The sequence below is a fragment of the Pseudomonas synxantha BG33R genome (assembly GCF_000263715.2).
In the GTDB taxonomy this organism is placed as follows: domain Bacteria; phylum Pseudomonadota; class Gammaproteobacteria; order Pseudomonadales; family Pseudomonadaceae; genus Aquipseudomonas; species Aquipseudomonas synxantha_A.
Map to the genome: position 1 here is coordinate 5,903,109 of NZ_CM001514.1, position 14,309 is coordinate 5,917,417.

At 60.8% G+C, this 14,309-nt stretch carries 18 protein-coding genes; 10 read left to right on the forward strand and 8 right to left on the reverse strand.

Going from position 1 to position 14,309, the window contains the following annotated elements:
- The first annotated feature begins 43 nt into the window (after positions 1-43).
- The 9 genes from PSEBG33_RS01785 (at position 44) to PSEBG33_RS01745 (ending at position 6,776) form a co-directional block, all read left to right on the forward strand.
- Positions 44-739 (forward strand): YggS family pyridoxal phosphate-dependent enzyme, encoded by a 696-nt coding sequence (locus PSEBG33_RS01785; RefSeq protein ID WP_005792267.1) that lies wholly within the window; start codon positions 44-46, stop codon positions 737-739.
- Positions 740-764: 25 nt separating this feature from the next.
- Positions 765-1,583 (forward strand): pyrroline-5-carboxylate reductase, encoded by an 819-nt coding sequence (gene proC / locus PSEBG33_RS01780; RefSeq protein WP_005792268.1) that lies wholly within the window; start codon positions 765-767, stop codon positions 1,581-1,583.
- A 25-nt stretch (positions 1,584-1,608) separates the two neighbouring features.
- A complete protein-coding gene (locus PSEBG33_RS01775; protein WP_003195087.1) occupies positions 1,609-2,196 on the forward strand; it encodes a YggT family protein in 588 nt (195 codons plus the stop codon).
- Between the two features lie 221 nt (positions 2,197-2,417).
- Entirely contained in the window at positions 2,418-3,557 is a 1,140-nt protein-coding gene (gene metX, locus PSEBG33_RS01770) for a homoserine O-succinyltransferase MetX (RefSeq protein ID WP_005792271.1), read from the forward strand.
- A gap of 7 nt (positions 3,558-3,564) precedes the next feature.
- Complete coding sequence (metW, locus tag PSEBG33_RS01765; RefSeq protein ID WP_005792273.1) at positions 3,565-4,185, forward strand: methionine biosynthesis protein MetW; 621 nt, start codon at positions 3,565-3,567, stop codon at positions 4,183-4,185.
- Positions 4,186-4,206: 21 nt separating this feature from the next.
- Complete coding sequence (locus PSEBG33_RS01760; RefSeq protein ID WP_005792275.1) at positions 4,207-4,641, forward strand: DUF4426 domain-containing protein; 435 nt, start codon at positions 4,207-4,209, stop codon at positions 4,639-4,641.
- Positions 4,638-5,234, forward strand: coding sequence for an RdgB/HAM1 family non-canonical purine NTP pyrophosphatase (gene rdgB / locus PSEBG33_RS01755; RefSeq protein ID WP_005792276.1), 597 nt, complete (start codon positions 4,638-4,640; stop codon positions 5,232-5,234). The genes PSEBG33_RS01760 and rdgB overlap by 4 nt, the downstream gene beginning before the upstream one ends.
- Complete coding sequence (hemW, locus tag PSEBG33_RS01750; protein ID WP_005792277.1) at positions 5,231-6,433, forward strand: radical SAM family heme chaperone HemW; 1,203 nt, start codon at positions 5,231-5,233, stop codon at positions 6,431-6,433. Before rdgB ends, hemW begins: the two co-directional genes overlap by 4 nt.
- A gap of 19 nt (positions 6,434-6,452) precedes the next feature.
- Positions 6,453-6,776 carry a DUF3392 domain-containing protein gene (locus tag PSEBG33_RS01745; RefSeq protein ID WP_005792278.1) on the forward strand — a complete coding sequence of 108 codons (324 nt, stop codon included), beginning with the start codon at positions 6,453-6,455 and terminating at the stop codon, positions 6,774-6,776.
- 138 nt (positions 6,777-6,914) lie between these two features.
- On the opposite strand, the gene trmB is transcribed toward PSEBG33_RS01745, so the two are convergent.
- From trmB to PSEBG33_RS01725, 4 genes are all read right to left on the reverse strand, one after another.
- On the reverse strand, positions 6,915-7,640 hold the full coding sequence (gene trmB / locus PSEBG33_RS01740; RefSeq protein ID WP_005792280.1) for a tRNA (guanosine(46)-N7)-methyltransferase TrmB: 726 nt from the start codon (positions 7,638-7,640) through the stop codon (positions 6,915-6,917).
- A gap of 9 nt (positions 7,641-7,649) precedes the next feature.
- Positions 7,650-8,444: a thiazole synthase gene (locus PSEBG33_RS01735; protein WP_005792282.1), complete on the reverse strand. Its 795-nt coding sequence runs from the start codon at positions 8,442-8,444 to the stop codon at positions 7,650-7,652.
- A 54-nt stretch (positions 8,445-8,498) separates the two neighbouring features.
- A complete protein-coding gene (gene thiS, locus PSEBG33_RS01730; protein WP_032803743.1) occupies positions 8,499-8,699 on the reverse strand; it encodes a sulfur carrier protein ThiS in 201 nt (66 codons plus the stop codon).
- 79 nt (positions 8,700-8,778) lie between these two features.
- Positions 8,779-9,153, reverse strand: coding sequence for a DUF423 domain-containing protein (locus tag PSEBG33_RS01725; protein WP_005792284.1), 375 nt, complete (start codon positions 9,151-9,153; stop codon positions 8,779-8,781).
- Positions 9,154-9,227: 74 nt separating this feature from the next.
- On the opposite strand from PSEBG33_RS01725, the gene mtgA reads away from it, so the two are divergent.
- A complete protein-coding gene (gene mtgA / locus PSEBG33_RS01720; protein ID WP_005792285.1) occupies positions 9,228-9,950 on the forward strand; it encodes a monofunctional biosynthetic peptidoglycan transglycosylase in 723 nt (240 codons plus the stop codon).
- A gap of 188 nt (positions 9,951-10,138) precedes the next feature.
- On the opposite strand, the gene rpoH is transcribed toward mtgA, so the two are convergent.
- The 4 genes from rpoH to ftsY form a co-directional block, all read right to left on the reverse strand.
- A complete protein-coding gene (gene rpoH, locus PSEBG33_RS01715) occupies positions 10,139-10,993 on the reverse strand; it encodes an RNA polymerase sigma factor RpoH (RefSeq protein ID WP_005792286.1) in 855 nt (284 codons plus the stop codon).
- A gap of 130 nt (positions 10,994-11,123) precedes the next feature.
- Entirely contained in the window at positions 11,124-12,146 is a 1,023-nt protein-coding gene (ftsX, locus tag PSEBG33_RS01710) for a permease-like cell division protein FtsX (RefSeq protein WP_005792287.1), read from the reverse strand.
- On the reverse strand, positions 12,143-12,814 hold the full coding sequence (gene ftsE, locus PSEBG33_RS01705) for a cell division ATP-binding protein FtsE (protein WP_003213784.1): 672 nt from the start codon (positions 12,812-12,814) through the stop codon (positions 12,143-12,145). The genes ftsX and ftsE overlap by 4 nt, the downstream gene beginning before the upstream one ends.
- On the reverse strand, positions 12,811-14,205 hold the full coding sequence (gene ftsY, locus PSEBG33_RS01700) for a signal recognition particle-docking protein FtsY (RefSeq protein ID WP_005792288.1): 1,395 nt from the start codon (positions 14,203-14,205) through the stop codon (positions 12,811-12,813). Before ftsY ends, ftsE begins: the two co-directional genes overlap by 4 nt.
- Between the last annotated feature and the right edge of the window lie 104 nt (positions 14,206-14,309).

Consider the following 14,309-nt stretch of genomic DNA (forward strand, 5'->3'; position numbering starts at 1 on the left):
CCAGTAGAATGCCGCGGACTCCATATCCACGGGCGCATCTTGAATGTCGACGATAGCAGACAACATTGGCCTGGTTAGCCAGCGCATCCGCGCCGCAGCCGACGCCGTGCAACGTGACGCAAGCAGCATCCACCTGCTGGCCGTGAGCAAGACCAAACCCGCACAAGCCGTGCGCGACGCCTATGCCGCCGGGATGCGCGATTTTGGCGAGAACTACCTGCAAGAAGCCCTGGGCAAACAGGCGGATTTAACCGACCTGCCCTTGAGTTGGCACTTCATCGGCCCCATTCAATCGAACAAGACTCGCGCGATCGCCGAGAACTTCGCTTGGGTGCATTCCGTGGACCGCCTGAAAATCGCACAACGCCTGTCCGAACAACGCCCGGCCGACCTGCCGCCGCTGAATATCTGCATCCAGGTCAATGTCAGTGGCGAGGCCAGCAAATCCGGCTGTACGCCGGCCGACCTGCCGGCCCTGGCCAACGCGATCAGCGCCCTGCCGCGCTTGAAGCTGCGCGGCCTGATGGCGATCCCCGAGCCGACTGAAGATCGGGCCGCACAGGATGCGGCGTTTGCCAGCGTGCGCGACCTGCAAGCCAGCTTGAACCTGGCGCTGGACACACTTTCCATGGGCATGAGCCATGACCTTGAGTCGGCCATCGCCCAAGGCGCCACCTGGGTGCGGATCGGTACCGCCCTGTTTGGCGCCCGCGACTACAGCCAGCCGCAAAACGGCTGACTTCCCTCGAAAATAAGGACCTGTCATGAGCAACACGCGTATTGCCTTTATCGGCGCCGGTAACATGGCGGCCAGCCTGATCGGTGGCCTGCGGGCCAAGGGCCTGGACGCCGAACAGATCCGCGCCAGCGACCCGGGTGACGAAACCCGCGAGCGCGTCAGCGCCGAACACGGCATCAAGACCTTTGCCGACAACGCCGAAGCCATCCACGGCGTCGACGTGATCGTGCTGGCGGTCAAACCACAAGCCATGAAGGCCGTGTGCGAGAGCCTGCGTCCAAGCCTGCAGCCGCATCAATTGGTGGTGTCCATTGCCGCCGGCATCACCTGTGCCAGCATGAAAACCTGGCTCGGTGACCAGCCGATCGTACGTTGCATGCCCAATACCCCAGCGTTGCTGCGCCAGGGCGTAAGCGGTTTGTACGCCACCGCTGAAGTCAGCGCGCAGCAGCGTGACCAGGCTCAGGAGTTGCTGTCTGCGGTGGGCCTTGCCGTATGGCTGGAGCAGGAGCAGCAACTGGATGCGGTCACCGCCGTTTCCGGCAGCGGCCCGGCCTACTTCTTCCTGTTGATCGAGGCCATGACCGCCGCTGGCGTCAAGTTGGGCCTGCCCCACGAGGTTGCCGAACAACTGGCTGAGCAAACGGCCCTGGGCGCCGCGAAAATGGCTGTCGGCAGCGATGTCGATGCCGCCGAACTGCGCCGGCGGGTAACGTCGCCGGGCGGCACCACGCAAGCCGCCATTGAATCGTTCCAGGCCGGGGGCTTTGAGGCCCTGGTGGAAAAAGCACTGGGTGCCGCGGCACATCGTTCGGCCGAGATGGCTGAGCAACTGGGCAAATAGTCGTCCCTTACCAAGGTAATCAAACATGCTCGGAATCAATGACGCTGCCATTTTCATCATTCAGACCTTGGGCAGCCTGTACCTGCTGATCGTGCTGATGCGCTTTATCCTGCAACTGGTGCGGGCGAACTTCTACAACCCGTTGTGCCAGTTCGTGGTCAAGGCTACCCAACCGCTGCTCAAGCCACTGCGCCGGGTGATCCCGAGCCTGTTCGGCCTGGACATGTCGTCGCTGGTGCTGGCGTTGCTGCTGCAGATCCTGCTGTTCGTGGTGATCCTGATGCTCAACGGCTACCAGGCGTTCACCGTGCTGCTGTTGCCGTGGGGCCTGATCGGTATTTTCTCGCTGTTCCTGAAGATCATTTTCTGGTCGATGATCATCAGCGTGATTCTCTCGTGGGTCGCACCCGGCAGCCGTAGCCCGGGTGCCGAACTGGTGGCTCAGATCACCGAACCGGTGCTGGCACCCTTCCGTCGCCTGATCCCGAACCTGGGTGGTCTGGATATCTCGCCGATCTTTGCGTTTATCGTGATTCAGTTGCTGCAGAGCTGGGTGATTCCACGCCTGGCGTACTTTGCCTACATGCCCAAAGAGCTGTTCGGCCTGATCTGAATGCCGTAGCCCCTATGGGAGCTGGCTTGTGTGGGAGCTGGCTTGCCTGCGATAGCATCACCTCGGTGTGTCTGAAAACCGCGGTGCCTGCATCGCGGGCAAGCCCGGCTCCCACATAAACCCTTTCCACATTTTGTATCTGCGTACTGGTACAGACCATTGCTTGCCGCTAGGGTCCCCGCTCTTTAGACTTACGCCTCATTTAAACGAGAGCAGGGTCGATGCCAGCTGCCTTTCCCCCCGATTCTGTTGGACTGGTCGTGCCTCAAGTGGCGCACTTCAGCGAACCGCTGGCCCTGGCCTGCGGCCGTTCGTTGCCTGCCTACGACCTGATCTACGAAACCTACGGCCAACTGAACGCCACGGCGAGCAACGCCGTTCTGATCTGCCACGCCCTGTCCGGCCACCATCACGCCGCCGGTTTCCACAGCGTTGACGAGCGCAAACCCGGCTGGTGGGACAGTTGCATCGGCCCCGGCAAGCCCATCGACACCAACAAGTTCTTCGTGGTCAGCCTGAACAACCTCGGCGGCTGCAATGGCTCCACCGGCCCCAGCAGCCTCAACCCGGACACCGGCAAGCCATTCGGCGCGGACTTCCCGGTGTTGACCGTAGAAGACTGGGTACACAGCCAGGCACGCCTGGCCGACCTGCTGGGCATCCACCAGTGGGCCGCGGTAATTGGTGGCAGCCTGGGCGGTATGCAGGCGCTGCAATGGACCATCAGCTACCCGGACCGTGTGCGCCATTGCCTGGCCATCGCCTCGGCGCCCAAGCTGTCGGCGCAGAACATCGCCTTCAACGAAGTGGCGCGCCAGGCCATCCTCACCGACCCCGAGTTCCACGGCGGTTCGTTCCAGGAAGCCGGCGTGATCCCCAAGCGCGGCCTGATGCTGGCGCGGATGGTGGGGCATATCACCTACCTGTCCGATGACTCCATGGGCGAAAAATTCGGCCGTGGCCTCAAGAGCGAGAAGCTCAACTACGACTTCCACAGCGTCGAGTTCCAGGTGGAAAGCTACCTGCGCTATCAGGGCGAAGAGTTTTCCGGACGTTTTGATGCCAACACCTACCTGTTGATGACCAAGGCCCTGGACTACTTCGACCCGGCGGCCAACCACGACGACGACCTGGCGAAAACCTTCGAGCACGCCACGGCCAAGTTCTGCGTGATGTCATTCACTACCGACTGGCGCTTCTCGCCGGCCCGCTCCCGTGAGCTGGTGGATGCCCTTATGGCTGCCAAGAAGGACGTCTGCTACCTGGAGATCGATGCACCGCAAGGCCACGACGCCTTCCTGATTCCGATCCCGCGTTACCTGCAGGCCTTTAGCAACTACATGAATCGAATCGCACTGTGAGAACGCCATGAGAGCCGACCTGGAAATCATCCAAGACTGGATCCCCGCCGGCAGCCGCGTGCTCGACCTGGGCTGCGGCGATGGCGAACTGCTGAGCTGGCTGCGCGACAACAAGCAAGTCACCGGCTACGGCCTGGAAAACGACCCGGACAACATCGCCCAATGCGTGGCCAAGGGCATCAACGTAATCGAGCAGGACCTGGACAAGGGCCTGGGCAACTTCGCCAGCAACAGCTTCGACATCGTGGTGATGACCCAGGCCCTGCAAGCCGTGCACTACCCGGACCGCATCCTCGACGAAATGCTGCGGGTCGGGCGCCAATGCATCATCACCTTCCCCAACTTCGGCCACTGGCGCTGCCGCTGGTACCTGGCCACCAAGGGCCGTATGCCGGTCTCGGATTTCCTGCCGTACACGTGGTACAACACGCCGAACATCCACTTCTGCACCTTCGAAGACTTCGAAGCCCTGTGTGGCGAGCGTGAAGCCAAGGTCATCAACCGCCTTGCCGTCGATCAACAGCACCGCCACGGCTGGGCGAGTAAGCTATGGCCCAATCTACTGGGCGAAATCGGTATTTACCGGGTCAGCAGTCCTGGCCTGACCGACCACAAAGTTGCCGTCTAATCATCTTCAAGAGGGACGTTCATGAGTCGTTTGGCTATTTTTCTATTGACCGCATGCCTGGGCGCCAGCGCCATGGCCGCCGACACTATCGACGCTAATCGCAAAAAAGACTTCGGCGATATCACCGTTCACTACAACACCTTCACCTCCAGCTTCCTGCCACCGGAGACCGCGCAGAATGTTGGCGTGGTGCGCAGCAAGGAGAAGGGCTTGATCAATGTGACCGTGATCAAGGGCGTGGCCCCGGTCGCGGCGCAAGTGACGGGTACCATCAAAGACCTGGGCGGCAAAAGCGAAATCCTGACGTTCAAGCAAATCGAAGAGAAAGGCGGCATCAGCTACCTCGCGCCCTACTCGGTGACCCAGCGCGAATACAAGACGTTTACCATCAACGTTGAAACCGGCGGCAAAGCCCATGGTTTCCAATTCAACCAAGAACTGTTTCCGGCCGAATGATGAACCTTACCCAACTCGTACTGGCCAGCCATAACGCCGGCAAACTCAAAGAACTGCAGGCCATGCTCGGCGAATCCGTGCAACTGCGTTCGATTGGCGAGTTCAGCCAGGTCGAACCGGAAGAAACCGGCTTGTCGTTCGTTGAGAACGCGATCCTCAAGGCCCGCAACGCAGCACGCATCTCCGGCCTGCCGGCCCTGGCGGATGACTCGGGCCTGGCGGTGGACTTTCTCGGCGGCGCGCCCGGCATTTATTCGGCCCGTTACGCTGACGGCAAGGGCGATGCAGCCAATAACGCCAAGCTGCTCGACGCGCTCAAGGACGTGCCCGACGCCGAACGTGGTGCACAGTTCGTCTGCGTGCTGGCCCTGGTGCGACATGCCGATGACCCGCTACCGATCCTGTGCGAAGGCTTGTGGCACGGGCGCATCCTGCACGCCGCCAGCGGTGAGCATGGCTTCGGTTATGACCCGCTATTCTGGGTGCCGGAGCGCAATGTCTCCAGCGCCGAACTGAGCCCGGCCGACAAGAACCAGATCAGCCACCGCGCCCGCGCCATGGCCTTGCTGCGCCAGCGCCTGGGCTTGAAATGACCCAGAACACCTCTGCGCAGCCGCTGATCCACGGTGGCGCGCAAACACCACGGGCGGCCCTGCCCCATCTGCCGCCCCTGGCGCTATACATCCACATCCCGTGGTGCGTGCGCAAATGCCCGTATTGCGACTTCAACTCCCACACCGCCAGCAAGGTGCTGCCGGAAGAAGAGTATGTAGATGCATTGCTGGCGGATCTGGATCAAGACCTGCACGCCGTTTATGGCCGGGAACTGAGCTCGATTTTCTTCGGTGGCGGCACGCCCAGCCTGTTCAGCGCCGCCGCCTTGGGCCGCTTGCTCAAAGGCGTTGAAGCCCGTATTCGGTTCGCCGCAGATATCGAGATCACCCTGGAAGCCAACCCCGGAACCTTCGAGCAAGAGAAGTTCGTGGCGTACCGCAAACTGGGGATCAATCGCCTGTCCATCGGCATCCAGAGCTTCCAGCAAGAGAAGCTTGAAGCCCTGGGCCGCATCCATAATGGCGATGAAGCCGTGCGCGCCGCTGGCATGGCGCGCCAGGCCGGGTTCGATAACTTCAATCTGGACTTGATGCACGGCCTGCCCAATCAATCCCTCGACGATGCCCTGAGCGACCTGCGCCAGGCCATTGCGTTGAAGCCAACCCACCTGTCCTGGTATCAACTGACCCTGGAACCCAACACCGTCTTCTGGAACCAGCCGCCCGCGCTGCCCGAAGACGATACGCTGTGGGATATCCAGGAAGCCGGCCAGGCGCTGCTCGCCGAACACGGTTACGCGCAATACGAGGTGTCGGCCTATGCCCAACCGGGGCGGCCGGCACGGCATAACCTGAATTACTGGAGCTTTGGCGACTTTATCGGCATCGGCGCCGGCGCCCACGGCAAGCTCAGCCACCCGGACGGGCGCATCGTCCGCACCTGGAAAACCCGCGCACCCAAGGACTACCTCAACCCGGCCAAAAGCTTCCAGGCCGGAGCGAAAGAGCTGACCAACGACGAACTGCCGTTCGAGTTTCTGATGAACGCTCTGCGCCTCACCGAAGGGGTCGATGCCAAGCTCTACGCCGAACGCACCGGCCTTGATCTGGCCAGCCTCGATGAAGGCCGCCGCGAGGCAGAACAAAGTGGATTAATGCAGGTCGAACCGTCACGCCTGGCGGCAACCGACCGCGGGCAACTCTTTCTCAATGACCTGTTGCAGACGTTTTTGAGCTGATCGCTCTTAAGGAAATCGAATGGATCTGGTACTCGACCTGCTCGCCACCGTATCCCGCTGGAGCCGTAGCAACCTGTCGGAAATCTCCCTGGCCCTGGTGGGTTGTCTGCTGGTGCTGTTCGGCGCAGATATCAAGGGCTGGGTCGAAGCACGCCTGGGCAACATTGCCGGCGCCTTGCGCGTACCCTTGATGGCCCTGCTGTGCCTGATCGGCAGCGGTGCGGCGTTGATCTACGCTACGCCGTGGATTGTGCGGGGGCTGAGCCAGTTCAACAACTACAGCCTGGCGCCGGTGTTGATCGTGGTGCTGGTGTTGATTGGGGTAGTGGCAGACCGCCGCTGATCCAGCAGGCACTACAAAACAAATGTGGGAGCTGGCTTGCCTGCGATAGCATCACCTCTGTATCACTGATATACCGAGGTGTCTGTATCGCAGGCAAGCCAGCTCCCACATTTGATTGCATTTCAAGCTGATGACTGTTTAAGCCAACTTCTCGAACTTCAAGTCCCACACCCCATGCCCCAACCGCTCACCACGGCGTTCGAACTTGGTGATCGGCCGCTCGGCCGGGCGTGGCACGCATTTGCCGTCTTCCGCCAGGTTGCGGTAGCCAGGGGCAACGTTCATCACTTCCAGCATGTATTCCGCGTACGGTTCCCAGTCGGTGGCCATGTGCAGGATGCCGCCCACCTTGAGCTTGCTGCGTACCAGCTCCGCGAAGGAGGCCTGGACGATACGGCGCTTGTGGTGACGGGCTTTGTGCCATGGGTCCGGGAAGAACAGCATCAGGCGGTCGAGGCTGTTGTCGGCGATGCAGCGGTTGAGCACTTCAATCGCGTCGCAGTCGTAGACTCGCAGGTTGGTCAGGCCCTGGGTCAGCACGCCATTGAGCAATGCGCCGACACCTGGACGGTGGACTTCCACACCGATGAAATCCTGCTCCGGCGCGGCAGCGGCCATCTCCAGCAGGGAGTGACCCATACCGAATCCGATTTCCAGGGACCGCGGGGCCGAACGACCGAACACCTGGTCGTAATCCACCGGCGCGTCGGCCAGCGGCAACACGTACAGCGGCGTGCCTTGCTCCAGGCCCTTTTGCTGGCCTTCGGTCATACGGCCGGCGCGCATCACAAAACTCTTGATGCGGCGGTGCTTGGACTCGTCGCCCGCTTCCACGGTGTTCGGCGTTTCGTTTGATTCAGTCATCAATGGCTCTTACTTGATCAGACCATCCAGCGGCGAAGAGGCGCTGGCATAGAGTTTTTTCGGCATCCGCCCGGCGAGGTAGGCCAGGCGGCCCGCGACGATGGCGTGGTTCATGGCTTGGGCCATCATGACCGGCTGCTGGGCATGGGCGATGGCCGAGTTCATCAGCACCGCGTCGCAACCCAGCTCCATGGCGATGGTCGCGTCGGAGGCCGTGCCCACACCCGCGTCCACCAGCACCGGGATTTTGGCTTCTTCGAGGATGATCTGCAGGTTGTACGGGTTGCAGATGCCCAGGCCGGAACCGATCAGGCCAGCCAGTGGCATCACGGCGATACAGCCGATTTCTGCCAGCTGCCGGGCGATGATCGGGTCATCGCTGGTGTAGACCATCACGTCGAAGCCTTCCTTGACCAGGGTCTCGGCGGCCTTGAGGGTTTCGATCACGTTGGGGAACAGGGTTTTCTGGTCGGCCAGCACTTCCAGCTTCACCAGGTTGTGGCCGTCCAGCAACTCACGGGCCAGGCGGCAGGTGCGCACGGCTTCGATGGCGTCGTAGCAACCGGCGGTGTTCGGCAGGAAGGTGTAGCGGTCTGGGGACAGCACTTCGAGCAGGTTCGGTTCGCCTTCGATCTGGCCCAGGTTGGTGCGGCGCACGGCGAACGTCACGATTTCGGCACCCGAGGCTTCGATGGCCTGGCGGGTCTCTTCCATGTCGCGGTATTTGCCGGTGCCGACCAGCAAGCGGGACTGGTAGGTACGACCGGCCAGGACGAAAGGCTTGTCGTTACGAACGATGCTCATGGGAAATCCTCTGTTTGGATGAGGTTCTGCAGAATGCGTTACCGCCGTGGCGGACTAGCCGCCACCGATGGCGTGGACCACTTCGACCTGGTCGTTTTCCTTCAGCGAGATCTCGGCGTGCTGGCTACGCGGAACGATATCCAGGTTGAGCTCCACTGCGACGCGACGCCCGGTCAGGTCCAGGCGGGTCAGCAGGGCCGCGACGGTTTCACCGTCGGGCAGTTCAAAGGGTTCGCCGTTCAACTGAATGCGCATGCCACGGGCCGCCATCGTTTTTAGGGGCCAGCATTCTAGCGCGATTGGGACCTGCCGGTCAGCTCCAAGCGTCAAGCGGTCAAAGCTGCAAGCGCCACGCTGCCAGGCCAAGGAAGAACCAGCCAAGCAGGAACGCCAGCCCGCCAAACGGCGTGATGATCCCGAGTTTGCTGATGCCAGTCATCGTCAACACATACAGGCTGCCCGAGAACAGCAGGATACCGACGGTAAACGAGATACCCGCCCAACTGACCAATCGACCGGGAATATGCGCCGCCAGCAACGCCACGCCGAACAACGCCAGGGCGTGCACCAGTTGGTAGGTCACGCCGGTATGGAAGATCGCCAGGTAGTCGGCGCTCAGGCGGTTTTTCAGGCCGTGGGCGGCGAACGCCCCCAGGGCGACACCGGTAAAACCGAAAAAGGCAGCCAGCATCAGAAAGCTACGCAGCATGGGGAACTCCAGTCAGACTCATCGGGCAGGGTCTGTATAATGGCCCGCTCAACGGGTTCGGCCAAGCCATCTCTATGCTGCGTGTCCTCTTCAAACGCTTTCTCAACGTCGTGAAATGGTTTGCCATCGGCAGTGTGTTGTTGGTTCTGCTGTTTCGTGTGGTGCCGCCCCCGTTCACCGCGCTGATGGTGGAGCGCAAGGTCGAGTCCTGGATCGACGGCGAACCCATTGACCTGCAACGCAACTGGGTGCCGTGGGATGAAATCAGCGATGACCTCAAAGTGGCGGTGATGGCCGGTGAAGACCAGCGCTTCCCGCAACATTGGGGCTTTGATTTTGGCGCGATCCAGGCCGCGATCCTGCACAACGAGCGCGGCGGTTCGATTCGCGGCGCCAGTACGCTGAGCCAGCAAGTGTCGAAAAACCTGTTCCTGTGGGCCGGCCGCAGCTATTTGCGCAAGGGCCTGGAGGCATGGTTTACCGGGTTGATCGAGGTGCTGTGGCCCAAGGAGCGGATTCTTGAGGTGTACCTCAACAGCGTGGAATGGGATGAAGGCGTGTTTGGTGCAGAGGCGGCGGCGCGACATCACTTTGGCGTGAGCGCCAAGGGGCTTTCACGGCAACAAGCCAGTTACCTGGCGGCGGTGTTGCCTAATCCAAGGGTGTGGAGTGCCAGTCATCCGACCGCGTATGTGGCCAGACGAGCGGCCTGGATTCGCCAGCAGATGAGTCAATTAGGTGGCAGTGGTTACTTGGCGGAGCTGAACAACTCCCGAAAAGCACCTTGGTCCGACTGACACAATACGGGACCTGTGGGAGCTGGCTTGCCTGCGATGAGGGCAGGTCAGCCAACTCATCTGCAAACTGACACACCGCTATCGCAGGCAAGCCAGCTCCCACAGTGGACTGTGCCGGATTTGAAACTTTCGAACACAAACAAAAATGCCCCGGTCTTTCGATCGGGGCATTTTTTGTTCACAGCGCTTTACGCAGCAATCGACAACTTCAACTTGTTCATCGCGCTTTTCTCAAGCTGACGAATCCGCTCAGCCGACACGTTGTACTTCTGCGCCAGGTCATGCAGCGTGGCTTTCTCTTCCGCCAGCCAGCGCTGGTAGAGAATGTCACGGCTGCGTTCGTCCAGCACTTCCAGCGCTTCGTGCAGGTTGTGGTTGGAATTGTCGCTCCAGTCGGCATCTTCCAGTTGACGCGCCGGGTCGTACCGGTGGTCTTCCAGGTAGTTGGCAGGCGATTGGAAGGCGCTGTCGTCATCCGCTTCGGCGGCTGGGTCGAAGGCCATGTCATGGCCGGTCAGGCGGCTTTCCATCTCGCGCACTTCACGAGGCTCCACACCGAGGCTTTCGGCCACGCGGTGGACTTCTTCGTTGTTCAGCCACGCCAGGCGTTTTTTCTGGCTGCGCAGATTGAAGAACAGCTTGCGCTGGGCCTTGGTGGTCGCCACTTTCACGATGCGCCAGTTGCGCAGGATGAACTCGTGGATTTCCGCCTTGATCCAGTGCACGGCAAACGACACCAGGCGCACACCCATTTCAGGGTTGAAGCGCTTTACAGCCTTCATCAGGCCAACGTTGCCTTCCTGAATCAGGTCAGCCTGGGCCAGGCCGTAGCCGCTATAGCTACGGGCGATATGTACGACAAAACGCAGGTGGGCGAGCACCATCTGCCGAGCCGCCCCCAAATCCTGCTCATAGTAGAGACTCTCGGCCAGTTCACGCTCCTGCTCGGGTGTCAGCAATGGAATGCTGTTGACCGTGTGCACATAGGCCTCCAGGTTCGCACCCGGGACCAAGGCATAAGCAGGTTGCAAAGAAGTGGTCATACGAAAAAACCTCCGACTCACATAACTCGTGCAGTTCAGCACTGCGAAAATTGACCTGGGAACCGTAGGACAAGTTCCCTAAACCACTGATACGGTCAATACAAACGAAACCACATTAATCTGGCATTAACTACTTCGGCGCCAGTTCACGTAAATGCCGTGCTACCGCAATCCAGGCACCGATATACCCCAACAACACCGCGCCAAGCAAGAGACTCAGACCATCGGCTACCGGCACCCCGGCCAGGGCAAAATCACTGCCATACAAACCGGCCAGCCCGACAACCGCGTCGTTCAACCAATTCAGGCCAAACGCCAGCACGCCCCAGGACAACACCCCGGCACCCAGGCCATAAAGCGCGCCCATGTACAGGAAAGGACGGCGTACATAGCTGTCCGTGCCGCCGACCAGTTTAATCACTTCTATCTCGGTGCGACGGTTTTCAATATGAAGACGAATGGTATTACCTATCACCAAAAGTAATGCAGACACTAATAACACCGTCAGGCCGAACACAAAGCGGTCACCCAGCTTGAGGATCGCGGCCAGGCGCTCTACCCAGACTAGATCAAGTTGGGCCTGTTGCACCTTGGGCATCTCTGCGAGTTTTTGTCGCAGGGCCTCCAGCGCCGGCTTGTCGACCTCATTCGGCGTCACCAGCACCACGCCCGGCAGCGGGTTCTGCGGCAGTTCCTTGAGCGCCTCGCCCAGGCCGGATTGCTGCTGGAACTCTTCAAGGGCTTGATCGCGGCTGATGTATTCGGCATCCGCCACGCCCGGAATGTTCTTGATGTCGTCGCGCAGCGCTTCGCCGTCCTTGCTGCTGGTGTCCAGGTTCAGGTACAGCGATATCTGCGCCGCCCGCTGCCAGGAACCGCCGAGGCGTTCCACATTATTAAGCAGCAGCGACAAGCCCATCGGCAGGCTCAAGGCTACGGCCATGACCAGGCAGGTGAAAAAGCTGCCGATCGGCTGTTTGCCCAGGCGCCGCAGGCTGTCAAGCAGGCTGGCGCGATGGCTTTCGATCCAGGCGTGCAGCAAGGTGCCGAAGTCCGGGCCATCGTCTTCGTCACGCTTTTTCTTCGGCGGTTGCGGATCGGCAGGCTTGGGTGCCACGCGTTCGGATACTTTGGGGCTACGGGTAGCACTCATACGCCAGCCTCCCCATCACCGATCAAGCGGCCGCGTTGCAAGGTCAACATGCGATGGCGCATACGGGCGATCAGGGCCAGGTCGTGGCTGGCGATCAATACGCTGGTGCCCAGCCGATTGATGTCTTCGAACACCCCCATGATCTCGGCCGCCAGGCGCGGGTCGAGGTTACCGGTGGGTTCGTCCGCCAGCAGCAAGGCCGGGCGGTGGACGATGGCGCGGGCAATACCGACGCGCTGTTGCTGGCCGGTGGACAGGTCCCCCGGGTAAAGGTCGGTCTTGTCCGACAAGGCCACGCGCTCCAGCGCCGAATCCACGCGCTTGACGATTTCGGCTTTGGACAGCCCGAGAATCTGCAGCGGCAGCGCGATGTTGTTGAACACCGTGCGATCGAACAGCAGCTGGTGATTCTGGAACACCACGCCGATCTGGCGGCGTAGAAACGGAATTTGCGCATTGCTGATGGTAGCCAGGTCCTGGCCCGCCAGCAGCAACTTGCCGGTGGTCGGGCGCTCCATGGCGAGTAACAGGCGCAACAGCGTGCTTTTGCCAGCGCCCGAGTGACCGGTGACAAACAAGAACTCGCCGCGACGCACTCGAAAGCTCAGCTCATGCAAGCCCACATGCCCGTTGGCATAGCGTTTACCGACCTGTTCAAATCGAATCATGAACGCTCCCGCTCGGCAAACAGTGCCTGTACAAAGGGTTCGGCTTCAAAGGTGCGCAGGTCGTCGATACCTTCACCGACACCGATATAACGAATCGGCAACCCGAACTGTTTGGCCAGGGCGAAAATCACTCCGCCTTTGGCCGTGCCGTCGAGCTTAGTCAATGCCAGGCCGGTCAGCTGCACCGTCTGGTTGAATTGTTTGGCCTGGCTGATGGCGTTCTGACCAGTACCGGCGTCGAGCACCAGCAAGACTTCATGCGGCGCATCGGCGTCGAGCTTGCTGATCACACGGCGGACTTTCTTCAGCTCTTCCATCAGGTTGTCTTTGGTGTGCAGGCGCCCGGCGGTATCGGCGATCAACACGTCGATATTACGCGCCTTGGCAGCTTGCACGGCATCGAAGATCACCGAAGCGGAATCGGCACCGGTGTGCTGGGCGATCACCGGGATCTTGTTGCGTTCGCCCCATACCTGCAACTGCTCGACGGCGGCGGCACGGAAGGTGTCACCGGCGGCGAGCATGACTTTCTTGCCCTCGCCCTGCAGCTTCTTGGCCAGCTTGCCGATGGTGGTGGTTTTGCCCGCGCCGTTGACGCCGACCACCAGGATCACGAACGGCTTGTTCGGGGTGATCACCAGCGGCGCTTCCACGGGCTTGAGCATTGCAGCCAGTTCGGCCTGCAAGGATTTGTACAACGCATCGGCGTCGGTCAGTTGCTTGCGCGCGACCTTCTGGGTCAGGCTCTGGATGATTACGGCGGTGGCTTCGACCCCCACATCAGCGGTGAGCAGGCGGGTTTCGATGTCTTCCAGCAGTTCATCGTCAATGACCTTCTTGCCCAGAAACAGGCTGGCCATACCTTCGCCGATGCTGGCGCTGGTCTTGCTCAGGCCCTGCTTGAGGCGGGCGAAAAAGCCGCTCTTGCTGGTTTCGGCAGGCGCGACAGGCTCTTCGATCACAGCAGGCGCGGCAACGACAGCAGGCACTTCAACCGGGATTTCGACCGCTGGCGGCGTCTGGACCACTACCTCTACCGGTGGCGCCACCGGAATGGGCGGCGTCACGTGTTCAGCCTGCACATCTTCAACCAGTGCCACCGGCTCTTCGGCTACCGGTAGCGCAAGCCACGGTTTGTGCTCGGGCTCGGGCTCCGGCTCGGGTTCTGCCTCGACCACCGGCTGCAATACCGGCTCCGCGATGGGCAACACCACCGGCGCCGGCGTCTCGGCAACCGGCTCGGCTTCTACTATAGGCTCTGGAATAGGCTCGGCTTGAACCTGTGGCTGTTCGACGACGGTTTCCTGCGGCTTTTTGCGCAGCCATCCGAACAGGCCTTTTTTCTCGCCAGCCGCAGCTGGGCTCTTCTTGTCGTCGTTGGAACCAAACATGGAGGACGGCTATCTCAAAGTAGCGATGCGCCAGGGCGCCTCGGTAAATAAATTCGATGCAGAACAGACTGCTTTAACGCCCGCTTGTTCATGCGCAACATTTT